We start from the raw sequence: 25,735 nt of genomic DNA on the forward strand, positions 1-25,735 counted from the left end.
GTGCCTAGATTAGGCGCCATGGCCACCCGTCTCTACACGCACCCGATCTTCCTGGAACATCTCACGCCGCCCGGCCACCCCGAGCGGCCCGATCGCCTGCGCGCCATCGAGCGCGTGCTGGACGACGAGGCGTTCTCGGCGCTCGACCGCGTCAAGGCGCCGGAAGGCGACGAGAAGACCATCCTTTATGCGCACCCCGAGGACTTCGTCGAGAGCGTGCGCGCGGCGATACCTGAGAGCGGCATCGTCTCGATCGATGCCGATACCAGCGCCAGCCCGAAAAGCTGGCAGGCCGCGGTGACGGCGATCGGCGCGGCCAATGCGGCGGTCGACGACGTTTTCGAGGGCCGCGCCTCAAATGTCTTCGTCGCCGCCCGTCCCCCCGGCCACCACGCTGAAAAGACGACGGCGATGGGCTTTTGCCTGTTCAACACCGCGGCGATCGCGGCCCGCTATGCGCAGAAGAAGCATCAGGCCGAGCGCGTCGCCATCGTCGATTGGGATGTCCACCACGGCAACGGCACGCAGGACATTTTTTGGGACGATCCGTCGGTGCTCTATTGCTCGACGCATCAGATGCCGCTCTACCCGGGCACAGGCGCGAAGAGCGAGACCGGCGCCGGCAACATTGTCAACGCGCCGCTCGCGCCGCAGACCGGCAGCGACCTGTTCCGCGACGCGTTCCTGTCGCGCGTGCTACCGTCCATCGACGCTTTCGCGCCTGACCTGATCATCATTTCCGCCGGCTTCGACGCGCACCACCGCGATCCGCTGGCGCAGATCAACCTGATCGAGGATGATTTCGACTGGGCGACCGGCCAGTTGATGGAACGCGCTGGCCGCCACAGCGGCAACAGGCTCGTCAGCCTGCTGGAAGGCGGCTACGATCTGCAGGGACTGGCATTTTCTGTCGCCGCTCATGTCGGGCGGCTGATGAAGGGATAGGGTATGGCAGTGGAAGGCAATGAGGACGTCAAGTCGATGAGCTTCGAGCAGGCGCTCGACGCGCTGGAGAAGATCGTCGATGATCTGGAGCGCGGCGACGTCCCGCTCGACCAGTCGATCAGGATCTACGAGCGTGGCGAGGCCCTGAAGGCGCATTGCGACAGGCTGCTGAAGGCCGCCGAAGACAAGGTCGAGAAGATCAGGCTGTCGCGCGACGGCAAGCCGGTGGGCACCGAGCCATTGGACGCGGAATAGATCAGAGCCAGGTGGGGCGAAGAGCAGGTAAGGAGTTCAAAGCCATGTGCCGCAACATCAAGACCCTGGCGAATTTCGAGCCGCCGGCGACCAATGACGAGGTGCATGACGCAGCGCTGCAGTTCGTGCGCAAGCTGAGCGGCTCGACGAAACCGTCGAAGCGCAACGAGCATGCTTTCCACCATGCCGTGGAAGCGATCGCCGCCGCCGCGCGTGAATTGATCGATTCGCTCGAGACCAACCAGGAACCGCGCAATCGCGAGGAAGAAGCCGCCAAGGCGAAGGCCAGGTCGGCGCTGCGTTTCGCCTGAGGGATAGTCATGAGCTTTTTTCCCGGAAACGATCCCGAGCCGGGCGATGCCTTCGCCTGCGATCAGATCGAACTGATGGTCATCCCCAACGCCAAGGATATAGGCGGCTTCGAGGTTCGCCGCGCCCTGCCGACGGCAAAGCGCCGTCTGGTCGGGCCGTTCATTTTCTTTGATCGCATGGGCCCAGCGATCCTGCGCGACGGCCACGCGCTCGACGTGCGCCCGCATCCGCATATCGGGCTTTCCACCGTCACCTATCTGTTCGACGGCAAGATCAGGCACCGCGACTCGCTCGGCACCGAGATGGTGATCGCGCCGGGCGACGTGAATTTGATGACCGCGGGGCGTGGCATCGTTCATTCCGAGCGCACGCCGGAGGAATTGCGCGGGGCGCCGATGTCGGTCTCCGGCCTGCAGACCTGGCTGGCGCTGCCGGACGGCAAGGAGGAGATTGCCCCGGTGTTCGCGAACACGTCGGTGGCCCGCTTACCCGAGATCGACGCCGAAGGCGTCAGTGGCCGCGTCGTCATCGGCGAGTTCTCCGGCCTGCGCTCGCCGGTCGCGACCGCATCGGACACGCTTTATGCCGATCTGCGTCTGGCAGCGGGCGCCAGCGTGAAGATACCCGCCGATGCCGAGGAACGCGCCATCTACACGCTGGAAGGCGACGTCTCGATCGCCGGCGATGTTTTCCCGGCCGAGCGGCTTCTGGTGTTCAAGCCGGGCGAGGAGATCGTAGTCTCCTCCGAGCGCGGCGCGCATTTCATGCTGTTCGGCGGCGCTTCGCTCGGCTCCCAGCGCTACATCTGGTGGAATTTCGTCTCGTCCTCGAAGGAACGCATCGAACAGGCCAAGCAGGAATGGAAGACAGGCCGCTTCGATATCGTTCCCGGCGATGAGGAAGAGTTCGTTCCGCTGCCTGAGAACTAGGACCCTCAAGCCGCGCGTCACTGGCGCGCATTTACATTGGCTGGGCGGCGGCCTATGCCGCGCATGATTATGGCGCAATTTCCTGTTAGCGCCGTGTTCGATCAATTGAGGCAGGACGCGCCCGAGTGAAGCCAGACACGCCGCTGCTCGACAAGGTCCGCATTCCCGCGGACCTGCGGAAGCTCGATGAGGGGGCACTGCCGCAGCTTGCCGCGGAACTCCGCGCCGAGCTCATCGACGCCGTTTCACAGACGGGCGGCCATCTCGGCGCCGGCCTTGGCGTCGTCGAACTGACCGTAGCGCTTCACTATGTCTTCAACACGCCGCAGGATCGGCTGATCTGGGACGTCGGCCACCAGGCCTATCCACACAAGATTCTGACCGGTCGCCGCGACCGCATCCGCACGCTGCGCCAGGAAGGCGGCCTCTCCGGTTTTACCCGGCGCGCCGAGAGCGAATACGATCCGTTCGGCGCAGCACACTCCTCGACCTCGATTTCGGCCGGCCTCGGCATGGCCATGGGCCGCGACCTGTCGGGCGGCCGCAACAATGTCATTTCCGTCATCGGCGACGGCTCAATGTCGGCCGGCATGGCCTTCGAGGCGCTGAACAATGCCGGCGCGCTGGATGCCCGCCTCATCGTCATCCTCAACGACAACGACATGTCGATCGCGCCGCCGACCGGTGCCATGAGCGCCTATCTGGCCAGGCTCGCCTCGGGCAAGGCGTATCTGGGCCTGCGCGATTTCGGCAAGAAGCTGACGTCCTATCTCGGTAAGCGCGCCGACCGCGCCATCACCCGCGCCGTCGAGCATGCGCGCGGTTATGTCACCGGCGGCACCTTGTTCGAGGAGCTCGGCTTCTATCACATCGGCCCCATAGACGGGCACAATCTCGAGCACCTCATCCCCGTGCTGAGGAACGTGCGCGACAATGGCAAAGGCCCGGTGCTGATCCATGTCGTGACCCAGAAGGGCAAGGGCTACGCGCCGGCGGAAGCAGCCGCCGACAAATATCACGGCGTCAACAGATTCGACGTCATCACCGGCGCTCAGGCCAAGGCGCCGGCCAACGCGCCTGCCTACACCAAGGTCTTTGCCGAGAGCCTGATCCAGGAAGCGCGGGAGGACGAGCGCATCGTCGCCATCACCGCCGCCATGCCCAGCGGCACCGGCCTCGACCTGTTCGGCGAGGTGTTTCCGAAGCGCACCTTCGATGTCGGCATTGCCGAGCAGCATGCGGTGACCTTCGCCGCGGGGCTGGCCACCGAAGGCTACAAGCCTTTTGCCGCGATCTACTCGACTTTCCTGCAGCGCGCTTATGACCAGGTCGTCCACGACGTGGCGATCCAGAAGCTGCCGGTGCGTTTTCCCATTGATCGCGCCGGCTTCGTCGGCGCCGACGGCGCCACCCATTGCGGGGCCTTCGACACCACCTTCCTCGCTACGCTGCCGGGCTTCGTCGTCATGGCCGCGGCCGACGAGGCTGAACTGCGCCACATGGTGCGCACCGCGGCGTCCTACGATGAGGGTCCTATCGCCTTCCGCTATCCCCGCGGCAACGGCGTCGGCGTCGAGATGCCGGAGCGCGGCTCGGCGCTCGAGATCGGCAAGGGCCGCATCGTGAAAGAGGGTACCAAGGTCGCGCTGCTTTCTTTCGGCACGCGGCTGCAGGATTGCCTGCTGGCCGCCGAGGAACTCGGCGCTGCGGGCCTTTCCACCACGGTCGCCGACGCCCGCTTCGCCAAGCCGCTGGACGAGGATCTGATCCGGCGGCTCGCCCGTTCGCATGAAGTGCTGGTGACCGTGGAGGAGGGCGCCATCGGCGGCTTCGCCAGCCAGGTCTTGCATTTCCTCGCCCACGAAGGCCTGCTGGAAAGCGGCCTCAAGGTGCGCCCGCTGGTGCTGCCGGACGTCTTCACCGACCACGCCAAACCCGAAAAGATGTATGCCGATGCCGGCTTGGATTCGAGCGGCATCGTGCGCACGGTCTTCGCGACGCTCGGCCATGGCGTGCAGGCGCAGCGCGCCTGAATCAAGACGTTAGCTTTTTGAATCAGTTTGCCGGCTTGCTACGCTAACCATTTGTTAGCGCTTCCGTTTGGCGGTTCGCTTACCCTGTCTCCTGCCCGATTTTCAACGGCGCCCTGCCAAGACCTTGGTCCCAGCGCAATTCCAGGAAAAGTGTGAGCGGTTTTCCGCCCGGAATTGCGTAAAAACAAAGGGATAGAGCGGTTCGCCGTTTCACCGAAGCGGTGAAGCGCTCTAGGCATGGGGTAAGAACAATGAAGTCGTTCCTTTGCGGCATGGCCTTTTTGGCGGCCTTGGCGGCACCGGCGGCAGCCGAGACGCGTTACGACCGCAATCTCGAAAAGGCGGTGATGGATATCGTCGCCGGCAAGATGGGCAACATCCGCGGCGCCTTCTCCTACAAGCAGAGGCCGCAGTTCGTTGTGTTGCCGGATGCCCCGCCGCCTACACCGGCTCCTGTTGAGCCTCCGCACAAGGAAGCCTCAGGCAATGATGGCCTGACGCTGGCCTGCGAGCGCCGAGTCTCCCCGGACTGTCTTCTAGAACCACATATCGCGCACGCAGCGCCCGTCGCGCGGCAGGTCGTCGAAACTATCCAGTCCGTCGAAATGGTCGATCGGCAGGTCGGCGACCTGTTCCGGCGGCGCCAGCCTGACATTGACCGCGATGCGCGTACGGCCGCTCTTGCCGGTACGCAGGCCGCGCCAGGCGACCACGCAGGCGCAGGTCGGGCAAAACAGGATCTCCAGCGCGGGCTCGGCCACCTCGGCACGCGTGTAGGACTTCAGCGGCCCGGCGACGCGGATGCGCTCGTCGAGATAGTCATAGGCCCAAAGCGCGCCGTAGCGGCGGCAAAGCGTGCAGTTGCAAGCGGTGATTCCACCGGGATCGCCTTCCAGCGTCCAGTGAGCAGTGCCGCAATGGCAGGTTCCCTTCAGCATCGCCATCTCCGCCTCCCCTACGTACGGCCTGTTCCCTCGGGCATTCTGCAGCCTCTTGCGCCATATTCAACCATTGCGTTCGCGCCCAGCTTTCGCCAATGAAGGCCGATGAGTTGCCCTTTGCCATCAAGTCAGCGCCAGCGGCTCGACGAATTGCTCGTCGGGCGCGGTCTGTTCGCCAGCCGCTCGCGCGCCCGCGACGCGATCGAGCGCGGCACGGTGACGGTTGACGGCACCGTCGCGCGCAAGCCTGGCCAGCCGGTCGCGTCCAATTGCCTGGTCGCGATCGACGATCCGGCGCAGGCCTATGTGTCGCGCGCGGCATTGAAACTGATCGCCGGCCTCGACCATTTCGGCCTGGACCCTTCCGGCAGCGAGGCGCTCGATATCGGCGCCTCGACCGGTGGCTTCACCCAGGTGCTGTTGGAGCGCGGCGCGGCGCATGTCACGGCGATCGATGTCGGCCACGGCCAAGTCCATCCCGACATTGCCGACGACCCGAGCGTGGCGGTGATCGAAGGCCTCAACGCCCGCGACCTGACAGCGGCCGATCTCGGCGGCCGCGTTCCAGATTTCCTTGTCTGCGACGTCTCCTTCATCTCGCTCAAACTGGCGCTGCCGCCGGCGCTTGAACTGGCGGGCGAGGGCGCCGGGGCAATCCTCCTGGTCAAGCCGCAATTCGAGGCCGGCCGCGAGGCGATCGGCAAGGGCGGCCTGCTCAAGGATCCGGGCGATGCCGAGCGCGTTGCCGGGAACCTGCGCGATTGGCTCGCCGGCATTCCCGGCTGGCGGGTCCTCGGGTTGCACCCATCGCCGATCGAAGGCGGCGACGGCAACCGCGAGTTCCTGCTTGCCGCGCTCAAGGATGCAAAATCCCCATGAGCTCCCGCTTCACCATCGCAAGGCTCGGGTCGCAGGGCGACGGCATCGCCAACGCCGAGGGCGGGGAGGTCTTTATCCCGTTCACGCTGCCCGGCGAGACGGTCACCGCCGCGCGCCAGAAGGACCGCGCCACGCTGATGTCGGTGCTGGAAGCCTCGCCGCTCAGGGTCGATCCTGCCTGCCGCCATTTCATCGAATGCGGCGGCTGCGCGCTTCAGCATTTCGAAGCGGAAGCCTACCGGCAATGGAAGCGCGAGAGGGTTGTGCAGGCGCTGAAGGCCAAGGGTATCGCTTGCGAGATCGACGCACTGGTGCCATGTGCTCCGCACGGCCGCCGCCGCGTCACCTTCAGCGCCAGGCGCACCGAGGCCGGCATGCTGCTCGGTTTCGTGCGCGCGCTGTCCTCCGAGATCATTCGGATCGAGGAATGCCCGATCTCGCTTCCGGCGATCGTCTCGGCGCTCGATAAGTTGCGCGCCCTGGCCGGCTTGGTCTGCGCCACCCCGAAAGCCTTCCACATGACGGTGACCGTCACCGCTTCGGGCCTCGACATTGCCGTCCACGAGGCCGGCAAGCTTGGTGACCACCAGCGCCGGATCGCCTCCAACTTTGTCATGGCCGAAGGCCTGGCGCGGCTGTCCATCGACGGCGAGATCGTCGTCGAGCCGAAGAAGCCGGTGGTGCAGTTCGGACCGGTCGCCGTCTCCGTGCCGCCCGGCGCCTTCCTGCAGGCGACGGAGGCCGCCGAGCAGGCGATGGCCGGTCTTGTCGGCCAACATCTGTCGCGAGCGAAGAAGGTCGCGGACCTGTTTGCCGGTTGTGGCAGCTTTGCATTGCGGCTCGCCGCGAGATCCGAGGTTCACGCTGTAGAGGGCGATGCTCCTGCGCTTGCCGCGCTCGACCGCGCCTTCCGCTTCGCCGGTGGCTTGAAGCAGGTGACCAGCGAACGACGCGATCTCTTCCGTCGGCCGCTGACCTTCAAGGAGCTGAACGCCTTCGACGGACTGGTCTTTGATCCCCCACGCGCCGGCGCCGAGGACCAGTCGAAGCAGATCGCGCGCTCAGACGTGCCTATGGTGGCCGCCGTGTCCTGCAATCCGGCGACGCTAGCGCGGGATTTGCGAATTCTTCTCGACGGCGGCTACACGCTGAAGAGTGTCACGCCGATCGACCAGTTCCTGTGGTCGCCGCATGTCGAGGCCGTCGCGCTTTTGGAGAAGCCGAGGCGGCGGCGCTAGTCGACTGCCGGAGGTTCGCTGGAAAATTGTGAAGTGTCTGTTCTTTCGGTGAAATTGCGCCCTAAAGCCGCCTTTTTGCCGGGCCTTAATTTCACTGTTAGGGAAACATTCCTGCCTCTCCCGCGTTATCGCGATGGATGGCGAACAAGGATGGCGAATTGCAATGATCTCGTTTCGGAAAGTCATCGGTCTTCTCGTCGTTCTCATCGCGTTCGCCGTCGCGTCCGCGACTGGTGCGCTCGCGCAACAGCAGAAACGTCTCGCATTCGTCATCGGCAACGCCGCCTATCCGTCGGATGCGCTGGTCACCCCCGCGAACGACGCCGGTCTGATCGCGCAGACCCTGCAAGCGGCCGGGTTCGATGTGGTCGGCGCGCGCGATGTCGACCAGGAATCGCTGCGTGGCGCGCTGCGCGATTTCCTTGCGAAAGTTTCCGCCGCCGGTCCGGACGCTACCGTTTTCGTATACCTCGCCGGCCGTGGCGTGCAGTTCGAAGGCGAGAACTACTTCTTGCCGGTCGATGCTCAGATCGCCAGTCCGGCCGACGTGCCGCTGCAGGCCATGCGGCTGTCCGATATCAGCAAGTCGCTGGCCGGACTGCCGACGAAGGTTAATATAGTCGTCCTCGACATGGCCCGGCCGAATGCCTTCCCCAAAATGAGCCAGCCGCTGGCCAGCGGGCTCGCGTTGGTCGACCCCGACCCCAATATGCTGATCGCGTTCAACGCCGCTCCCGGAACGGTTGCGCCGGAAGGCAAGGGCCCATACGGCGCCTATGCCCAGGCGCTCGCCGAGATGATGCGCGACGGCGGCTTGTCGCTCGACGAGGTTTTCGATCGCACGCGGCTGCGCGTCAACGAGGTGACGCAAGGAGCCGAAGTCCCGTGGGATGTCTCGAAGATCGACGCGCCTTTCGTCTTCTTCGAGCGCGCTCCGGACGCGCCGCCGCCGAAGGTATCTGAGGCCGAAGAACGGACTAACCGAACCAGGGCGATCCGCGACTTCAATGCGCACGACGCCTATCTCGCGGCACTCGATCGCGACACGATGCGCGGCTACGAGGATTACCTCGTCGCATATCCGCACGACCCGATGGCCAAGCGCGTGCGAGCCATCATCGCAGCGCGGCGTGAGGCGATCACCTGGCGTGAAACATGGCTGCGGGACACGCCCGAGGCCTATTGGTCCTACCTCGAACGCTATCCGCACGGGCCGCATGCCTGGGACGCGCGGCGCCGGCTGGAGCATTTCGACGCCGAGCTCGAGCCACCGGCGAGCTTCACGGTTATCGTGTACGATGTGCCGCCGCCGCCGGAGGAGGAAATCGTCTATGTCGATAGGCCGGTGCTCTATTTCGACGATCCCGATTTCGATTTCGAGCCGCCGCCGCCGGTCGACGTGATATTCCTGCCGCCTCCGCCGCCGGATTTTGTCGTGCTGCCGCCGCCTCCGCCGCCGGTCGATGTTTACGTCCTGCCGACGCCGGTCTTCGTCCCCGTGCCGGTCTGGGTCAGGCCGCCGCGTGACATCGTGCCGCCGCCGAACGACATCATCTTCAACAACATTCACAACACGACCGTCATCAACAACATCAACAACGCGACGATCAACAGCGAGACGGCCAATCAGGCGGGACAGCCAAACGCCAATGCATCGAGCGGCCTCACCACCGGGCAGAAGATGGCAGTTGGTGCGGGAGCGGCCGCGCTGGCGGCCAAGGTTGCACTGCCGCCATTGCTGCAGAAAAGGGCGGTGCTGTTGAAGCAAAATCAGGGCGGTCAGCCGCTGAAGCCGGGCGAGGCTGCCACGCAGGGCCAGCAGCCGGGCGCGACGCCCCGGGCGAAAACGATGGGCAAGCTCTCGACAGATCATGCCTTGCCGGGAGCGGACGGCAAAACGCTGCCGCTCGTCAACGGCAAGCCAGTGCTCAACGGCCAGAACGCACCCAACAGGAAGCTACTGGGCAAGCAAGGCGCGGCGAGTGGCAGCCAGCAGGCTACCGGGAATGGCGGCGCCGCGGTTACGGGCAACGGCCAGCAGAACGGAGCTGTCAACGGCCAAGGCAAGAATGGCAAGCTCCGCAAGTTGCCTACCGTAAATGGCGCGCAGGGCGGGAACGGGCAAAACGCCCAGCAGAGGTTCGGAAAGAACAACCCGAATGCGTTGTCCGGCCAGAACGGAGGCAAGCCGCCGAAGAAGCTGACACGAAAGGACCTGTCGCCGGGCCAGACCGCTGTCGGACCGACCGATCAAGGTTCGGCCAACGGAGGCGATAAGGCCAAGAAGTTCCGTAAGCTGCCGACCGTCAATGGCACGCCGGCCGAGAACCGGCCGAGCGTGCAGGAGCGGCTCAGGAAGAATAATCCGAACGGATTCTCTGACCAGAATCAGGGGGCGGCCAATGAAAACAAGAAGTTCCGCAGGCTGCCGAATGCCGACGGAGGTTCCGCCGGCGCGGGCACCAACGTCCAGCGCAACTTGAAGCAGGAAAAGCCGAACGTGCAGGTGCTTAGGCCGCAAAAGCCCGAGTTCCAGGCGCAGCCAAAGCCTCAGATACAAGAAAGACGTTTGCAGCAGCAGCCGAGGCCTCAGCTTCAGATGCAGGAGCGGCGCCTTCCGCAGCAGCCCAAGGAGCAGCCGCCGCAGGGAAACAAGAAGCCGACCTGCGGGCATCCTGGCGAGCCGCCCTGCAAGCAATAGGCCGCAAGGTGTGCCTGACCTCGGGTGGCAGCGCCAGGTCTTGGGCCGGACTTTCCGGCCCAAGAATTTGCCCGGCCCAAGAATTTGCGAGGTAAGGGTATCTGGTTAACGGCGCGTCAGGCGGTCGAAGTAGACCGCTCCGATCGCGGCGAGAACGCTCCGGGCTTTATGAACTTGGAGACAGTCGTTTCGCCGTGCCGCCGCGCTGGTCGATCGACACCCAGACATTTGGGTTCTGCTGCGACTGGCGTTTGAGGAAATAATAACCGGTGGCGTTCCAGGGCCGGATTTCGTCGACTAGATTGTCCAGCACGAGATCGCCCCTGTCGGTCTTCACCGTCAGGATGGTGTGGCCCTCATTGTGCAGATCGCGCACCACCGTCATCAGCAGCGCCTGCCGGGGAAACCCCGCTTCCTGGAGAAGCTTGCGCTTATAGAGCGCGTAGATCTTGCAATCGCCCTTGCCGTCCGTCGGATAGTCCCAATGGTCCATCGTCGTGCCCCAGTGATCATAGTTGCTGACCGGCTTGATGGAGCGGTTCGCCTTCAGGTTTATCCGCTTGAGGATGCTCATGTTCTGCGCGGTCAGCTTGACGCTCGTGGCGGGCAGGGCGGGCACCTTGCACTCTCTTGGCCGGCGATGGCAGAAATCGAGCCAGCCATACGGCACGCTGGTGGCGCTGCCGACGCTGGCGGAAGCCGCAGATTGCTCCGACATTTGCTTGAACCATGTAGACTGGGCCGCCGCGGCAGGGCCAGCCTGCAGCGAAGTTGCACCAATCAACGAAACGAAACCAAAGAGGAGAGAAGAGGTCAGGACGCCAGGGGAACGCTGCATTGCCAACACCACCGCAACGAGAAGACTGGCGACAAGCTAATGCGCAAACGCCCGCCCCGCCAATTAAACAATTAATAATGTCCTAACACGATTGTGTTCACTTCAAGGTGGAGGATGCATTCAAGCCGGAATGCGAGCATCGGCCTGGCCGAACGCGCCGGCGTGTTCAAAGTCTCGATGGCCCAGGGCCTTATGTCTCCCGATCGCGCGTATGGCGCCGCCGTGCATCGGCAAGCACGCCCGTATCCATTTCTTCCAGTGTCTTCGGCGCGCCGCGGGATGGCAGGGAGCCGAACACGTCTTTCAGCTGCGTCGCCGCGAATGCAGGCGCGAGCTTCAAAAGCACCCCTTCCGGCGTTTGCTGAACTTCAAGCCTCGTTCCCGCGCCCCACTCTTTCCGTTTGCGGATGGCGCTGGGCAGGATCACCTGACCCTTGGTCGAGACGGTGGTCGTGAGCTTTTCAGACACGGGCATAGCACCTCATCTAGCTAAGACGAAGGTAAGATAGGTGGCACCAAGACCGAATTCAGCCATATCGGGCCAGTCCTCAAACCCTGGTGCCGCCCACCGTCATCTGGTTCATCCGCAGATGCGGCTGGCCGACGCCGACGGGCACGCCCTGTCCGGCCTTGCCGCACATGCCGATGCCGTTGTCGAGCTTCATGTCGTTGCCGACCATGCTGACGCGGTGCATGGCGTCCGGGCCGTTGCCGATCAGCATCGCGCCCTTGATCGGTTGCGTCACCTTGCCGTTCTCGATCATGTAGGCCTCGGTGCAGCCGAACACAAATTTTCCCGAGGTGATGTCGACCTGCCCGCCGCCGAAGGAGACCGCGTAGATGCCGTTCTTGACCGAGGCGATGATCTCGTCCGGGTCCATGTCGCCCGCGGTCATGTAGGTGTTGGTCATGCGCGGCATAGGCTGGTGCGCATAGCCCTCGCGCCGGCCGTTGCCGGTCGCCTTCATGCCCATCAGCCGGGCGTTCTGGCGGTCCTGCATGTAGCCGACCAGTTTGCCGTCCTCGATCAGGACGTTGCGCGCCGACGGCGTGCCTTCGTCGTCGACTGTGAGCGAGCCGCGCCGCTCGGGGATGGTGCCGTCGTCGACCACGGTGACGCCCTTGGCCGCCACCTGCTGGCTCATCAGGCCGGCGAAGGCAGAAGTCTTCTTGCGGTTGAAATCGCCCTCAAGTCCATGCCCGACCGCTTCATGCAGCATCACGCCGGGCCAGCCGCTGGACAGCACGATGTCGAACGTTCCGGCGGGCGCGGGGACGGCCTCGAGATTGACCAGCGCCTGCCGCAGCGCCTCGGATGCTGCGTGCTTCCAGCTTTCCTCGTTGACGAACTCGCCAAAGCTCTTGCGGCCGCCCATGCCGTAGGAGCCGCTCTCCTGCCGGTCGCCGCTGCCGACGACGACCGCAACATTGATCCTGACCAGCGGGCGGATATCACGTACGATCTGGCCGTCGCCGCGCACGATCTCGACATGCTGCCATGACGCCGCAAGCGAGGCCGTCACCTGACGCACGCGCGGGTCCTTCGCCCGCAGCCAGCCGTCGATCTCCTGCAACAGCTTGGCCTTGGCCTCGAAGGACGGGGAGGGGATGGGGTTCTCGTCGCCATAGAGGTGGCGGTTGGTGCGGGCCGGCGCTCCGGCGAGCACGCCGGAATAACCGCCCTTGACCGCCGAGACCGCATCGGCCGCGCGCAGCAGCGAGGCCTCGGATAGATCGCTGGAATGCGCATAGCCGCTGGCCTCGCCGGCCACGGCGCGCAGGCCGAATCCCTGGTCGGTGTTGAAGTTGGCCGTCTTCAGCCGGCCATTGTCGTACATCAGCGCCTCGCTCTCGCTGTATTCGAGGAACAATTCGCCATCGTCAGCGCCCTTGATGGTCTCGGTGACGATCTCCTTGACGCGATTATCGGAAATATCGAATTGGCCGATCAGGCTGTTCATGGCAAATCCATTCGTGGAAACAAAATCGTGCATCGGATGTAGGCGCGAAGCTGCCGTCAGACAATCGCCAACGAGATGAAGCCGGCAATCTTGACGCCGTCACTTGCCGTCGACGAAGTCCTTGATGTTGCCGGCCATCGCGTTCCAGTTAGAGAACTGCTCCTCCAGATTGGCCCTGGTGATGCCGCCGGCGAAGCTGATATCCATCTGGAAATTCGAGCCGTCGCCCGAATAAGCCTTCACCCAGCGGTACTTTGCGTTCCAGGCGTTGGCCTGGTCGGCGGTCAGCGGATCGGTGTAGCCGGTCGAGAACTGCAGCGACTTGCAGTTCTCGTGGTCTTCGCAGCCGTAGAAATAGATCACGTATTTGACGCCTTCGACGCGGCCGTAAATCATCGGGTCGCCATTGTCGTCCTTGCCCATCCTGGCCGAGCCGAAGCCCTTGGCGATATCGAGCACCGTCGCAGGGTCCGGCGTTTGGAGGATTTCGGCATCCTCGGCCCGGGCCAGTGAAACCGCGCCGGCCAGAGTCAGGCCGGCGGTCAAAATGAATAGCGACGTGCGCATCGACCCTCCTGCCGCCGTAACAGCGTTGGCCGCCCGACGTCAGCGTCGGAAATGGCCGCGGCGCCTTGCGACAAAATCAAGGTAGGGCGGCGAAGCCTTCCGCAAAGCCCTTGAGGTCGACGGGGATGCCGATGCCTTCTTCCGGCGTCTGGAAGACGATGAAGGTGGCCGAGGTGCCGCTCTTCAGCGTGTCGAGCAGCGGCTTTTCGAGGATGACCTCGGCGTAGCAGCCGTCCTGGAAGCAGCGCACGAAATAGGCGCGGCCGATATCCTTGCCGTCGACATTGAGACCAAGGCCGTTGGGCAGGAGAACGCCGAGCGGCGCCAGCACGCGCAGGATCTCGGCCTTGTTGTCGGCGGTGCGCAGCACCACGACCGAAAGCCCCATTTCAGGACGATCCTCGGCGACGACGTTCTGCATCATCACGCATTGCTCGGAGGTCGCTCCCGCCGGCGTATCGCAGATGATCGACCATGCGCCATGCGTCGACTTCACCGTGCCGCTGGGCGGCGTGGCGTTGTTCGGGGAGGCGGCGGCGCCAACGGCCATGCCGACGCCGAGCAAGGCGACGGCAAGAACGACCTTCGCCAAGGTTCTCGAAAGCCAGGAAGTCATGACGGCTCCATTGCGAATCATGGCACTTTAAGCTGCGCCCGGGCCAAGTAAAGGACGAGACGGTCGCCGGTGCGCCCCGATACCGGCAATTGCGTGCTTTTCCAGAGCAAATTCGCCCGAATTGGGGCCGTTGCGCCTATAGCATGGCGAGCGCCGAACACGGCCTTCGCGTTGCGCGCAAAAATGCCGCACGGTTTCCTCCGCTCCTTTCTTGCGGAGGGAAAAAGAGTATGGTTTGAACCACCCAGGGACAGACCGGGATTCCCAATCCCGGCATCGTCCGTTATTGGTGCGACAAGATCGCGGGAAGTGGGAGACGAGAGGGCGATGAGGAAATTCCTGGCAAGCGCTGAATTCTTGGCAGGTACGGCAGCTTCGGCCGTGCTCTTCTCCGGTGCTGCGGCCCATGCCGACCAGCCGCGGGCGTGGGAGGTGTCCTTCCAGGATCCGGCGACCGACATGATGCGGCAGATCGAGCGGTTCGGGAACTACACCATGTGGTTCATCGTCCCGATTACCGTTCTCGTGCTGGTGCTTTTGCTGGTCTGCATCGTCAGGTTCCGCGCCAGCGCCAATCCGGTGCCGTCCAGGACCAGCCACAACACCCTGATCGAGGTGATCTGGACGGTAGGGCCGGTGATCGTGCTCTTGCTTATCGCCATTCCCTCCTTCCAGCTGCTCACCGCGCAATACACCCCGCCGGAAGAAGCCAAGCTGACCGTCAAGGCGACCGGCAACCAGTGGAACTGGGATTACGAGTACCAGGTCGACAAGACCTTCTCGTTCAACTCGGCGGTTCTGCAGGATGGCGACCGCGCCAAGGCCGGCAAGCAGGATCGCAACCTCTATCCGCGCCTGCTCGCGGTCGACAACGAGCTGGTTGTGCCGGTCAACACCACGACCCGCGTGCTGATCACCGCGACCGACGTCATCCACTCCTTCGCCGTGCCGTCCTTCGGTATCAAGATGGACGCCGTTCCCGGCCGCACCAACGAGACCTGGTTCAAGGCGGAGAAGGAAGGCCTCTACTATGGCCAGTGCTCGCAACTCTGCGGCAAGGACCACGCCTTCATGCCGATTGCGGTGCGCGTCGTGTCCGATGCGCAGTTCAAGACCTGGCTGGAGACGGCCAAGACCGATGTGCCCGCCGCCAACAAGGCGCTGATGGCCGAGATCGATGGTACCAACAAGGTAGCGGCCGCCGGCAACTGATGCCGCGGGTTAGCAAGATTTAGGGAACGGAGCGGAACATGGCAGAGGCTGCAGCTCACGATCACGGCGACCACAGGCCGCATGGCTGGGTCCGCTGGGTCTACTCGACCAACCATAAGGACATCGGCACGCTCTACCTGATCTTCGCGATCATGGCCGGCGTTATCGGCGGCGCGCTCTCGGTCGCCATCCGCATGGAGCTGCAGGAGCCGGGCATCCAGATCTTCAGCGGTCTGGCGCAGATGGTCTACGGCATGCAGGGCGACGCCGCCATCGACGGCGGCAAGAGCATGTACAATGCCTTCGGCGCCGCGCACGGCCTGATCATGATCTTCTTCATGGTCATGCCTGCGCTCATCGGCGGCTTCGCCAACTGGATGGTGCCGATCATGATCGGCGCGCCGGACATGGCCTTCCCGCGCATGAACAACATCTCCTTCTGGCTGCTGCCGCCGGCCTTCATCCTGCTGCTCTCATCGATGTTCGTGCCAAGCGCGCCGGGCGCCTTCGGTGTCGGCGGCGGCTGGACGATCTACCCGCCGCTCTCGACCTCCGGCCAGCCAGGTCCTGCGATGGATCTCGCGATCCTGTCGATTCATATCGCCGGCGCGTCGTCGATCCTCGGCGCCATCAACTTCATCACCACCATCTTCAACATGCGTGCTCCCGGCATGACGCTGCACAAGATGCCGCTGTTCGCCTGGGCCGTGCTGATCACCGCCTTCCTGTTGCTGCTCTCGCTGCCGGTCCTGGCCGGCGGCATCACCATGCTGCTCACGGACCGCAACTTCGGCACCGCCTTCTTCGTGCCGGATCAAGGTGGTGACCCGCTGCTCTTCCAGCACCTGTTCTGGTTCTTCGGCCACCCCGAAGTGTACATCCTGATCCTGCCGGGCTTCGGTATCATCAGCCACATCGTCTCGACCTTCTCGAAGAAGCCCGTCTTCGGCTATCTCGGCATGGCCTACGCCATGGTCGCGATCGGCGCTGTCGGCTTCATCGTCTGGGCGCACCACATGTACACGACCGGCCTGTCGCTCGACACGCAGCGTTACTTCGTGTTCGCCACCATGGTCATCGCGGTTCCGACCGGCGTGAAGATCTTCTCCTGGATCGCCACCATGTGGGGCGGCTCGATCTCGTTCAAGCCGCCGATGCTGTGGGCGCTGGGCTTCATCTTCCTGTTCACCATTGGTGGTGTCACCGGCGTTCAGTTGGCCAATGCGGGCCTCGACCGCTCGCTGCACGACACTTATTTCGTGATCGCCCATTTCCACTACGTGCTGTCGCTGGGCGCCGTGTTCGCCATCTTCGCCGGCTGGTACTACTGGTTCCCGAAGATGACCGGCTACATGTACTCGCCGGTGATCGCCAACACCCACTTCTGGGTCACCTTCGTCGGCGTCAACCTGATCTTCTTCCCTCAGCACTTCCTCGGCCTGGCCGGCATGCCGCGACGCACTGTCGACTATCCGGACGCCTTTGCCGGCTGGAACATGATCTCGTCCTACGGCTCCTACATCGCGGCCGTCGGCGTAGCGATCTTCCTCTACGGCGTGTTCGAGGCCTTTCAGAAGAAGCGCGTCGCCGGCGCCAATCCGTGGGGCGAGGGTGCCACCACGCTCGAATGGCAGCTGCCTTCGCCGCCGCCGTTCCACCAGTGGGAACAGCTGCCGAAGATCAAGTAAAGGCAGCAGCCCGACGCAAGCGAGGTCGCCGGCAAGCCCCGGCGATCTTGCCAACGCAACAATGGACGCTAAGTACGCATGGCCCTTGCCGACGACAGATTGATGAAGGACGCGGGCTTTCGCATATCGGAAGCGACAGCGGGCGATTTCTTCGCCCTGCTGAAGCCGCGCGTCATGTCGCTGGTCGTCTTCACCGCCTTTGTCGGCCTTGTCGCGGCGCCTGTCGCCATCAATCCGCTGCTGGCGATGATCGCCATCCTGGCCATCGCCATTGGTGCAGGCGCTTCCGGAGCGCTCAACATGTGGTACGACGCCGATATCGACGCCGTGATGACCAGGACCGCTGGCCGCCCGGTGCCGGCCGGCCGCGTCACGCCGGGCGAGGCGTTGACATTCGGCCTGGTGCTGTCGGTACTGTCGGTGATGACGCTCGGCGTGCTGGTCAACTGGCTGTCGGCATCGCTTCTTGCCTTCACCATCTTCTTCTACGCCGTCGTCTACACCATGTGGCTGAAGCGCTGGACGCCGCAGAACATCGTTATCGGCGGCGCTGCCGGCGCCATTCCGCCGGTGATCGGCTGGGCCGCCGTGACCGGCTCGGTCAGCCTCGAGAGCGTGATCCTGTTCCTGATCATCTTCCTGTGGACGCCGCCGCATTTCTGGGCGCTGGCGCTATTCAAGTCCGACGACTACGCCCGCGCCGGCATCCCGATGATGCCGAACGTCGCCGGCCATGCCTCGACCCGCCGGCAGATCTTTGCCTATGCGCTGGTCCTGGCGCCGGTCGGCGTGCTGCCCTGGGCGCTCGGCTACGCCACGGCCGGCTATGGCGTCGTCTCGACCGTCCTCGGCGTGGGCTTCGTCTGGTATGCGTGGAAAGTGCTTGGCATGGCCGACGACGATCGCGCGATGAAGCCGGCCAAGGCGCTCTTCGGCTACTCGCTGCTTTATCTCTTTGCCATCTTCGCCGCCTATCTCGTCGACTGCGTGGTCGGGCGCGCCCTCATGATGGGGGGAGTATGACAGTGGCCGACAAGAAACTCGAACTTGTCACGTTGACCGAGCGCCAGCAGAAGGCGCGCCGCAACCGGTCCATCGCCATCGCTGTCGCGCTGGCGGCATTGGTCATCATCTTCTATGCCGCCACCATCGTGCGCTTCGGCCACCAGGGCGCCAGCCTCACCGGCTCTGGCCTGTTGGGGGGCGGCTGATGGGCGGTGAGCCGAGCAAGTCCCGCAAGCTGAACAACGGCATCGTCGCGGCCGTCTGCCTTGCCTTTTTCAGCGGCATGGTCGGCATGGCCTACGCGGCGGTGCCGCTCTACAAGATGTTCTGCCAGGTCACGGGCTATGGCGGCACCACGCAGCGCGCCGAGAAGCAATATGCCGGCCGCGTGCTCGACCGTGACATCACCGTCCGCTTCGACGCCAACACCAATGGCATTCCGTGGCGGTTCGAGCCCGTCGCCCGTTCGGTGACGATCAAGATCGGCGAGACGACCCAGGCGCATTACAGCGCCACCAACAAGTTCGACCGCCCCATCACCGGCCGCGCGTCGTTCAACGTGCAGCCTGAAATGGCCGGCGCCTATTTCAACAAGGTGGAGTGCTTCTGCTTCACCGACACGACGCTGAAGCCCGGCGAGACGCTGGACATGCCGGTCGTGTTCTATGTCGATCCAGACATCGTAAATGTTCCGGAACTCAAGGACTTGAAGACGATCACCCTGTCCTACACGATGTTCCCGGTCGAAAAGAAACAGCCGGTCGCCTCGTCCGCTCCGGCCGCTGGCAGCAGCAACAAAGTTCCAGATTCCGAAGCAAGCCTCGGGGGTTGATATGGCAGACGCGCACGCAAAACCACAACACGACTACCATCTCGTCAACCCGAGCCCCTGGCCTTTCCTGGGTTCGGTCGGCGCGCTTGTCACCGCCATCGGCGGCGTCTGCCTGATGCAGTATCTGAAGGGCGGCAACTTCCCGGTCTTCGGCCACAACATCGCCAATCCATGGCTGTTCTTCATCGGCATGATCATCGTGCTCTACACGATGTTCGCCTGGTGGTCGGACACCATCAAGGAAGCGCATGAAGGCTACCACACGCGCGTCGTGTCGCTTCACCTGCGCTACGGCATGATCATGTTCATCGCCTCCGAGGTGATGTTCTTCGTCGCCTGGTTCTGGGCCTTCTTCGACGCCAGCCTGTTCCCGGGCGAGGCCCAACAGTACGCCCGCACCGCCTTCACCGGCGGCGTCTGGCCGCCGAAGGGCATGGAGGTCCTCGACCCCTTCCACCTGCCGCTCTACAACACCATCATCCTGCTCCTGTCGGGCACGACGGTGACCTGGGCGCACCACGCGCTGCTGCATGGCGACCGCAAGGGCCTGGTCAACGGCCTGGTGCTGACCGTCGGCCTCGGCATGCTGTTCACCATGGTGCAGGCCTACGAGTACATGCACGCGCCTTTCGCGTTCAAGGAATCGATCTATGGCGCCACCTTCTTCATGGCGACCGGCTTTCATGGCTTCCACGTCATCATCGGCACGATCTTCCTGCTCGTCTGCCTGGTGCGCGCCATACGTGGCGACTTCACGCCCAAGCAGCATTTCGGCTTCGAGGCGGCCGCCTGGTATTGGCACTTCGTCGACGTGGTGTGGCTGTTCCTGTTCAGCGCCATCTATGTCTGGGCCTCGAACGGCGCGCTGATCGAAGGCCATTGAGCTGACGGGTTTCGAAAATCCGAAGGGCGGCCGCGGCGACGTGGCCGCCTTATCTTTTTGCGCGAAAGGGTCTACGGTGCCGGTATGAGCGAAGACAAGGCGATCTGGCCACCCATCGACCCGATCTCGGCGGGCCTGCATGGCCGCTGCCCGCGCTGCGGCGAGGGCAAACTGTTCTCGGGCTTCCTCACCGTCGGCAAGCGCTGCTACAATTGCGGGCTCGACTATTCCTTCGCCGATGCCGGCGATGGGCCGGCGGTGTTCGTCATCCTGATCATAGGCTTCGTCGTCGTCGGCCTGGCGCTGTGGATGGAGGTGACGTTCAGCCCGCCGCTTTGGCTGCATTTCATCTTATGGATACCGCTGGCGCTAGTGCTCTGCCTGACGGCGCTGCGCCTCATCAAAGGCGTGCTCATCACCTTGCAGTACTCGAAGAAAGCCTCCGAGGCCAGGCTGGAATCCCCGGAATGACCGAGGCGACCGGTTCGGCGGCCGGCCGTTCGCGGCCGCGTTCGGCGTTGCTCATCGGCCTCGGCCTGATCCTGTTCGCCATCCTGATCGGGCTAGGCACCTGGCAGGTCCAGCGCCTGCACTGGAAGGAAGACCTGCTCGCGACCATCGACAAGCGCACGCATTCCGCTCCGTTGCCACTGGCCGACGTCGAGAAGCAATTCGCCGCTTCCCATGATGTCGATTACACCCCGGTGACGGTGACGGGCACCTTCCTGCACCAGGGCGAGCGGCACTTCTTTTCGACCTGGGAAGGCGAAAGCGGCTTCAACGTCTACACGCCCCTGCAGCTCGAGGACGGCCGCTTCGTGCTCGTCAATCGCGGCTTCGTTCCCTACGACCTCAAGGATCCTGCCAAACGCCAACAGGGAGAAATTGCTGGCAAGGTGACGGTGATCGGGCTTGCCCGCAATCCGCTGCCGGGAAAACCGTCGATGATGCTTCCCGACAATGATGTCGCAAAGAACATCTTCTACTGGAAGGACCGCGATGTCATGGCGTCGACCGCCGGCCTGCCCGCCGGCTTCGTGCTGGTGCCGTTCTTCGTCGACGCCGACAAGACGCCCAACCCCGGCGGCCTGCCGGTCGGTGGCGTCACCATCATCGATCTGCCGAACAACCACCTCCAATATGCTGTCACCTGGTATGGGCTGGCCGCCGCCCTTGCGGCGGTGCTGATGCTGAGACTCCGTCGCCCCGCGAAGGAACAGTAAGCGCCGCCGCTCTTGACAGGGCAGGGGTGTGCACCTCATTTCGCCTGAAGCAATTCCAGGAAAGTGTGAGCGGTTTTGCGTCCGGAATTGCGTCAAAAACAAAGAGATAGTTTCCGACTGAACCGGCCCGTTTTGATGACTGAGAAAAAGCCACCGCTGACGATCAGGCTCTGCCAGCCTCGCGGCTTCTGCGCCGGTGTCGACCGCGCTATCCAGATCGTCGTGCTGGCGCTGAAGAAATACGGCGCGCCGGTCTATGTCCGCCACGAGATCGTGCACAACCGCTACGTCGTCGAAGGGCTGCAGAGCCTGGGCGCCGTCTTTATCGAGGAACTCTCCGAGATTCCGCTGGAGCATCGCCAGTCGCCCGTGGTCTTTTCGGCGCATGGCGTGCCGAAGTCGGTGCCGGCGGATGCCGAGGCGCGCAATCTCTTCTACCTCGACGCCACCTGCCCGCTCGTCTCCAAGGTGCACAAGCAGGCGATGCGCCACCAGCGGCTCGGCCGCCATGTGCTTCTGATCGGACACGCCGGGCACCCGGAGGTGATCGGCACGATGGGCCAATTGCCGGAAGGCGCTGTGACGCTCATCGAGACAGAGGCCGACGCGGCGCGCTTCGTGCCCGCCGACGCCTCGGCGCTGGGCTTCGTCACCCAGACGACATTGTCGGTCGAGGACACCGCGGGCATCATCCGGGCGCTCCAGGAGCGGTTTCCCGAGCTGCACGCGGCTGCGGCCGAATCGATCTGCTACGCCACCACCAACCGCCAGGAAGCGGTGAAGGAGACGGCCGCCGGCGCCGATCTTTTCCTCATCGTCGGAGCGCCCAATTCGTCCAACTCGCGTCGCCTTGTCGAAGTGGCGGAGCGCGCGGGCGCGGCGATGTCGCTTCTCGTGCAGCGCGCCGCCGAGATTCCGTGGGATGAGATCGCCGGGATCAGGACGCTTGGCCTGTCGGCCGGCGCCTCGGCGCCGGAGATCATCGTCGATGAGATCATTGACGCCTTCCGACAGCGTTTCGACGTCACCATCGATCTGGCCATCACGGCCACGGAAACGGAGGATTTTCCGGTGATGCGGGTTTTGCGCGATGTCGAACTGACGGCGGCCGACATGGCCTTCGTCAATGGAGCGGCGTGAATAAGGATGGCCGTCTACACCGACGTGAATGAAGGCGAGTTGACCGCATTCCTCAAAGCCTACCCGGTGGGGGAATTGCTCTCCTACAAGGGCATAGCCGAGGGCACCGAGAATTCCAATTTCCTGGTCCACGCCTCGACCGGCTCCTACATCCTGACGCTCTACGAGAAGCGCGTCGACAAGGCCGACCTGCCCTTCTTTCTCGGCCTGATGGGCCATCTCGCCAGGAAGGGCATTTCCTGCCCGCTGCCGGTTACGGCGCATGACGGAACCGTCATCGGCACGCTCGCCGGCCGTCCGGCCGTCATCATCACCTTCCTCGAAGGCCTGTCGCTGAGGCGGCCGACCGCAGCGCATTGCGCGGAAGTGGGCAAGGCGCTCGCCAGCCTCCATATCGCCGGCCAGGATTTTCAGATGAGAAGGCCGAACGCGCTGGCGATCGATGGCTGGCGCAAGCTCTGGGCGGCCTCGCGCGACCGCGCCGACGAGATCGAGCCGGGGTTGGCGGCCGAGGTCGATGCCGATTTCGCCGATTTCGAACGCCACTGGCCGACCGGCCTGCCGCAGGGCATCATCCACGCCGATCTGTTTCCGGACAACGTCTTCTTCCTCGGCGAGAAACTGTCCGGCCTGATCGACTTCTATTTCGCTTGCGACGACCTCTACGCCTACGACGTCGCCACCTGCCTCAACGCCTGGTGCTTCGAGAAGGATTTTTCCTTCAACCTGACCAAGGGGACGGCGCTGCTCTCGGGCTACCAGTCGGTGCGGCCGCTCGGAAACGACGAGAAGGCGGCTATGCCGATCCTGGCGCGGGGCTCGGCGCTACGCTTCATGCTGACCCGCCTCTACGACTGGCTGACCATTCCGGATAGCGGGCTGGTGATCAAGCGCGACCCGACCGAATATATCCGCCGCATGCGCTTCCACCGCGCGATCGGGTCGCCATCCGAATACGGGCTGACATGAACAAGAAAATCGAGATCTTCACCGACGGCGCCTGCTCGGGCAATCCCGGGCCGGGCGGCTGGGGCGCAGTGCTGCGCTACAACGGCGTCACCAAGGAACTGTCGGGCGGCGAGGCGGAGACCACCAACAACCGCATGGAGCTGCTTGCCGCCATCACGGCGCTCAACGCGCTGAAGGAGCCTTGCTCGGTCGACCTCTACACCGACAGCAAATACGTCATGGACGGCATCTCCAAATGGATCCATGGCTGGAAGAAGAACGGCTGGAAGACGGGAGACAGGAAGCCGGTCAAGAATGGCGAGCTCTGGCAGGCGCTCGACGAGGCCAACAGGCGCCACAAGGTGACTTGGTATTGGGTGAAGGGCCATGCCGGCCACCCGGAGAACGAACGCGCCGACGAACTGGCCCGGCAAGGCATGGCGCCGTTCAAGCCGAACCTGGCACGGCCTGCGCCGGTTGCGGCAGCGTCAACGCAGGAAGGCGCTCCGGCAAGGAAGCCTGCGCCCAGACGTTCGACCCAAAGTTATTGAGAGACCGACGGCTTCCCGCTTCACCGGATCAGCAGCGCCGTCGAGAACATGCCGAGCGCGAACACCGTGTGCGCCACGAGGTTGAGCGCGCGCACCTTCATCGGTTTGGGCAGCTTGGATGCCGCCCAACCGGCGCCCATGCCGGGCGCCAGCAGGAACCAGCCGGCCCCGACAGTGACGATGCCGAGGATGAAGGCCGGCAGGAAGGTCGGCGTCGCCAGCCAGCCCGCGCCGGCGAGCACGACCAGGATCACGCCGTAAAGGATGCCGACGAGGTAGTGGAAAGCCCAGCCTAGCGCTTTTTCATGTGCGTAGGGCGCGGCCTTGCCGATATCGTCGTGGAAAACCTTCTCCGGCAGATGCCGGACCCAGCGTCCGACCATGCCCCAGTTGGGCAAGGGCTGGCCGATAGCCTTGTTGAGGATGATCGCCCAGATATCCATGAACACCGTGGCGCCGATGCCGATCGCCACCGCGCGCCAAATGGTGTCGAGCATCAGAGCATGATCCCGAACCGGAGGTCAGCGAACGCAAAAAGTAGGAACCGGTTTTCGGACAAGATCTTGCTCCAACAAAAAGAAAGATCACGATGGCGGGTCAACGAAAAGTCATCCTGATCTAGAGCTGCTCGAGAATCTTGGCGGCACCGCTCTCGTCGACGCCCGGCTTGGTTTCGACATTGAGTGCGGTGACCTTGCCGTCGTCGACGATCATCGAGAAGCGCTTCGAGCGCAGACCCATTCCGGCCGCGGAAAGATCGTTGTCGAGCCCGACCGATTTGGCGAAGTCGCCGCTGCCGTCGGCGAGGTAGAGGATCTTGCCTTCGCCCCCGGTGAAGTGCGCCCAGGCGCCCATGACGTGGACGTCGTTGACCGAAACCACCGCGATGGTGTCGACGCCGCGCGACAGGATCGCGTCATGGTTCTCGAGATAGCCGGGCAGGTGGTTGTTGCTGCAGGTCGGCGTGAAAGCGCCGGGGACGCCGAACAGCACCACCTTCTTGCCGGCGAAGATCTCGTCGCCGGTGATCGGCTTGGCGCCGTCGGCGGTCATCACCTTGAAGTTCGATGCGGGCAGTTTTTCGCCAACCGAAATGGTCATGGGTTCCTCGCTTGCGAGATGGGGAGATCGATGCCTTCGATATCGGACCGGACAGCTTCCCGCAACCGTTGCGCTAATGCTGGATCAAGGGTAAGGCAGCAACCCGTCGACCGAACCCTCCGCGCTGGTCAGCGTGTAATACAGCCCGCCATCGCTCGGCGTCGCTGACGGCCGGTCGAGGATCGGCACGGTAAAGACGAGCTTGCCGTCCTTCTGGCTGCGCACCGGCGCGCCGAACATGTAGTCACGCTCGCCGGCGATGAAGAAGTCGACGGATTCCGGATCCCCCGGGGACTGCGCCTGGACGACAAGGGTCTCGTGGTCGCCGGGCAGCACGCTGATGCCGAAATCGGGCCGGGCCGGGGAAGGCAGCGTCGCAAGCGCGGTTTTCACCAGCGCGGCATCGGTCGCGTTGTCCGGATCGGACGCGGGATCGACGCTGAGCCGGGTCTGCACCGGAATGCAGATCGTCTCGCAGATACCGAGGAAGACATGGGCGTCGATGGTCGTCGGCTGATCGGGCGAAGAAACTGTGAAGGTCACCGGCAGCGACACGGGACGGTCATAGCCGGCCCATTTGCCGTAGCCGTCGTCGTGGCGCTGCGGCGGCGGGAACGACAATTGCGCGTCGGCGACGTTGGTGCTGCCGGATATGTCGAGCTGCGGCGGCACGCCGGCATCGCCCGGATCGCGCCAATAAGTCTTCCAGCCGGGCTTCAGCGCGATGTCGAGCACGCCGCGGATCTTGCCGGCCTCGTCGGGCTTGCCGGTGGTCACCAGCCGGACCTTGCCGCCCTCCGAGTTGTACCAGATCGAGGAAGAGGCCTCGGCCGGGAGGCCCGTAGCCCATCCGAAAACGACGCCGAGAACCAGTATCTTCATGTATCGCATGCGGTGATTTGACCGTCCGTTCTTGGCCGCGCAATGGCCTCCTCGC

General features: G+C 64.0%; 28 protein-coding genes. 19 read left to right on the forward strand and 9 right to left on the reverse strand.

Annotated features, from left to right (window positions below):
- Nucleotides 1–18: 18 nt before the first annotated feature.
- The 5 genes from P9272_RS09400 (at nt 19) to dxs (ending at nt 4,474) form a co-directional block, all read left to right on the forward strand.
- Nucleotides 19–945 carry a histone deacetylase family protein gene (locus P9272_RS09400; RefSeq protein ID WP_278160311.1) on the forward strand — a complete coding sequence of 309 codons (927 nt, stop codon included), beginning with the start codon at nt 19–21 and terminating at the stop codon, nt 943–945.
- Between the two features lie 3 nt (nt 946–948).
- The gene (locus P9272_RS09405; protein ID WP_278160312.1) at nt 949–1,200 is read left to right on the forward strand and encodes an exodeoxyribonuclease VII small subunit; all 252 of its coding nucleotides are present in this window, start codon (nt 949–951) and stop codon (nt 1,198–1,200) included.
- 44 nt (nt 1,201–1,244) lie between these two features.
- Nucleotides 1,245–1,511 carry a DUF2277 domain-containing protein gene (locus tag P9272_RS09410; protein ID WP_278160313.1) on the forward strand — a complete coding sequence of 89 codons (267 nt, stop codon included), beginning with the start codon at nt 1,245–1,247 and terminating at the stop codon, nt 1,509–1,511.
- Nucleotides 1,512–1,520: 9 nt separating this feature from the next.
- On the forward strand, nt 1,521–2,441 hold the full coding sequence (locus P9272_RS09415) for a pirin family protein (protein WP_278160314.1): 921 nt from the start codon (nt 1,521–1,523) through the stop codon (nt 2,439–2,441).
- 125 nt (nt 2,442–2,566) lie between these two features.
- Complete coding sequence (gene dxs, locus P9272_RS09420; protein WP_128260293.1) at nt 2,567–4,474, forward strand: 1-deoxy-D-xylulose-5-phosphate synthase; 1,908 nt, start codon at nt 2,567–2,569, stop codon at nt 4,472–4,474.
- 536 nt (nt 4,475–5,010) lie between these two features.
- On the opposite strand, the gene P9272_RS09425 is transcribed toward dxs, so the two are convergent.
- Complete coding sequence (locus P9272_RS09425; protein ID WP_278160440.1) at nt 5,011–5,412, reverse strand: GFA family protein; 402 nt, start codon at nt 5,410–5,412, stop codon at nt 5,011–5,013.
- 108 nt (nt 5,413–5,520) lie between these two features.
- On the opposite strand from P9272_RS09425, the gene P9272_RS09430 reads away from it, so the two are divergent.
- The 3 genes from P9272_RS09430 (at nt 5,521) to P9272_RS09440 (ending at nt 10,233) form a co-directional block, all read left to right on the forward strand.
- Entirely contained in the window at nt 5,521–6,294 is a 774-nt protein-coding gene (locus P9272_RS09430; protein WP_278160316.1) for a TlyA family RNA methyltransferase, read from the forward strand.
- Nucleotides 6,291–7,532 (forward strand): class I SAM-dependent RNA methyltransferase, encoded by a 1,242-nt coding sequence (locus P9272_RS09435; RefSeq protein WP_278160317.1) that lies wholly within the window; start codon nt 6,291–6,293, stop codon nt 7,530–7,532. Before P9272_RS09430 ends, P9272_RS09435 begins: the two co-directional genes overlap by 4 nt.
- Before the next feature lie 163 nt (nt 7,533–7,695).
- Complete coding sequence (locus tag P9272_RS09440) at nt 7,696–10,233, forward strand: caspase domain-containing protein (RefSeq protein ID WP_278160318.1); 2,538 nt, start codon at nt 7,696–7,698, stop codon at nt 10,231–10,233.
- A 166-nt stretch (nt 10,234–10,399) separates the two neighbouring features.
- Here the strand turns inward: P9272_RS09440 and P9272_RS09445 are convergent, their stop codons facing one another.
- From P9272_RS09445 to P9272_RS09465, 5 genes are all read right to left on the reverse strand, one after another.
- Nucleotides 10,400–11,071, reverse strand: a complete 672-nt coding sequence (locus P9272_RS09445) for a transglutaminase-like cysteine peptidase (protein ID WP_278160441.1) — start codon at nt 11,069–11,071, stop codon at nt 10,400–10,402.
- A gap of 190 nt (nt 11,072–11,261) precedes the next feature.
- A complete protein-coding gene (locus P9272_RS09450; protein ID WP_278160319.1) occupies nt 11,262–11,546 on the reverse strand; it encodes an AbrB/MazE/SpoVT family DNA-binding domain-containing protein in 285 nt (94 codons plus the stop codon).
- A gap of 73 nt (nt 11,547–11,619) precedes the next feature.
- The gene (gene tldD, locus P9272_RS09455) at nt 11,620–13,032 is read right to left on the reverse strand and encodes a metalloprotease TldD (protein WP_278160320.1); all 1,413 of its coding nucleotides are present in this window, start codon (nt 13,030–13,032) and stop codon (nt 11,620–11,622) included.
- Nucleotides 13,033–13,131: 99 nt separating this feature from the next.
- Nucleotides 13,132–13,599 carry a YbjN domain-containing protein gene (locus P9272_RS09460; protein ID WP_278160321.1) on the reverse strand — a complete coding sequence of 156 codons (468 nt, stop codon included), beginning with the start codon at nt 13,597–13,599 and terminating at the stop codon, nt 13,132–13,134.
- Nucleotides 13,600–13,675: 76 nt separating this feature from the next.
- The gene (locus P9272_RS09465; protein ID WP_278160322.1) at nt 13,676–14,215 is read right to left on the reverse strand and encodes an invasion associated locus B family protein; all 540 of its coding nucleotides are present in this window, start codon (nt 14,213–14,215) and stop codon (nt 13,676–13,678) included.
- A 327-nt stretch (nt 14,216–14,542) separates the two neighbouring features.
- Here P9272_RS09465 and coxB point away from each other — a divergent pair, with 327 nt between their 5' ends.
- From coxB to rnhA, 11 genes are all read left to right on the forward strand, one after another.
- On the forward strand, nt 14,543–15,427 hold the full coding sequence (gene coxB / locus P9272_RS09470; RefSeq protein ID WP_278160323.1) for a cytochrome c oxidase subunit II: 885 nt from the start codon (nt 14,543–14,545) through the stop codon (nt 15,425–15,427).
- A gap of 38 nt (nt 15,428–15,465) precedes the next feature.
- On the forward strand, nt 15,466–17,115 hold the full coding sequence (ctaD, locus tag P9272_RS09475; protein ID WP_278160324.1) for a cytochrome c oxidase subunit I: 1,650 nt from the start codon (nt 15,466–15,468) through the stop codon (nt 17,113–17,115).
- A gap of 78 nt (nt 17,116–17,193) precedes the next feature.
- Complete coding sequence (locus P9272_RS09480; RefSeq protein WP_278160325.1) at nt 17,194–18,138, forward strand: heme o synthase; 945 nt, start codon at nt 17,194–17,196, stop codon at nt 18,136–18,138.
- Nucleotides 18,135–18,326, forward strand: a complete 192-nt coding sequence (locus P9272_RS09485) for a hypothetical protein (RefSeq protein ID WP_128260281.1) — start codon at nt 18,135–18,137, stop codon at nt 18,324–18,326. The genes P9272_RS09480 and P9272_RS09485 overlap by 4 nt, the downstream gene beginning before the upstream one ends.
- The gene (locus tag P9272_RS09490; protein ID WP_278160326.1) at nt 18,326–18,952 is read left to right on the forward strand and encodes a cytochrome c oxidase assembly protein; all 627 of its coding nucleotides are present in this window, start codon (nt 18,326–18,328) and stop codon (nt 18,950–18,952) included. The genes P9272_RS09485 and P9272_RS09490 overlap by 1 nt, the downstream gene beginning before the upstream one ends.
- A gap of 1 nt (nt 18,953) precedes the next feature.
- A complete protein-coding gene (locus P9272_RS09495; RefSeq protein WP_128260279.1) occupies nt 18,954–19,835 on the forward strand; it encodes a cytochrome c oxidase subunit 3 in 882 nt (293 codons plus the stop codon).
- Nucleotides 19,836–19,919: 84 nt separating this feature from the next.
- A complete protein-coding gene (locus tag P9272_RS09500) occupies nt 19,920–20,306 on the forward strand; it encodes a DUF983 domain-containing protein (protein ID WP_278160327.1) in 387 nt (128 codons plus the stop codon).
- Complete coding sequence (locus P9272_RS09505; protein ID WP_278160328.1) at nt 20,303–21,058, forward strand: SURF1 family protein; 756 nt, start codon at nt 20,303–20,305, stop codon at nt 21,056–21,058. Before P9272_RS09500 ends, P9272_RS09505 begins: the two co-directional genes overlap by 4 nt.
- Nucleotides 21,059–21,193: 135 nt before the next feature.
- Complete coding sequence (gene ispH, locus P9272_RS09510; RefSeq protein WP_278160329.1) at nt 21,194–22,198, forward strand: 4-hydroxy-3-methylbut-2-enyl diphosphate reductase; 1,005 nt, start codon at nt 21,194–21,196, stop codon at nt 22,196–22,198.
- 6 nt (nt 22,199–22,204) lie between these two features.
- A complete protein-coding gene (locus P9272_RS09515; RefSeq protein ID WP_278160330.1) occupies nt 22,205–23,167 on the forward strand; it encodes a homoserine kinase in 963 nt (320 codons plus the stop codon).
- Nucleotides 23,164–23,697, forward strand: a complete 534-nt coding sequence (rnhA, locus tag P9272_RS09520) for a ribonuclease HI (protein WP_278160331.1) — start codon at nt 23,164–23,166, stop codon at nt 23,695–23,697. The genes P9272_RS09515 and rnhA overlap by 4 nt, the downstream gene beginning before the upstream one ends.
- 20 nt (nt 23,698–23,717) lie before the next feature.
- On the opposite strand, the gene P9272_RS09525 is transcribed toward rnhA, so the two are convergent.
- From P9272_RS09525 to P9272_RS09535, 3 genes are all read right to left on the reverse strand, one after another.
- Nucleotides 23,718–24,194, reverse strand: a complete 477-nt coding sequence (locus tag P9272_RS09525) for a DUF2938 domain-containing protein (RefSeq protein ID WP_128260274.1) — start codon at nt 24,192–24,194, stop codon at nt 23,718–23,720.
- A gap of 121 nt (nt 24,195–24,315) precedes the next feature.
- Complete coding sequence (locus P9272_RS09530) at nt 24,316–24,798, reverse strand: peroxiredoxin (RefSeq protein WP_128260273.1); 483 nt, start codon at nt 24,796–24,798, stop codon at nt 24,316–24,318.
- Between the two features lie 84 nt (nt 24,799–24,882).
- Nucleotides 24,883–25,689, reverse strand: a complete 807-nt coding sequence (locus P9272_RS09535; protein WP_347404045.1) for a protein-disulfide reductase DsbD domain-containing protein — start codon at nt 25,687–25,689, stop codon at nt 24,883–24,885.
- Nucleotides 25,690–25,735: the final 46 nt, after the last annotated feature.

The organism is Mesorhizobium sp. WSM4976, assembly GCF_029625685.1.
Taxonomy (GTDB): domain Bacteria; phylum Pseudomonadota; class Alphaproteobacteria; order Rhizobiales; family Rhizobiaceae; genus Mesorhizobium.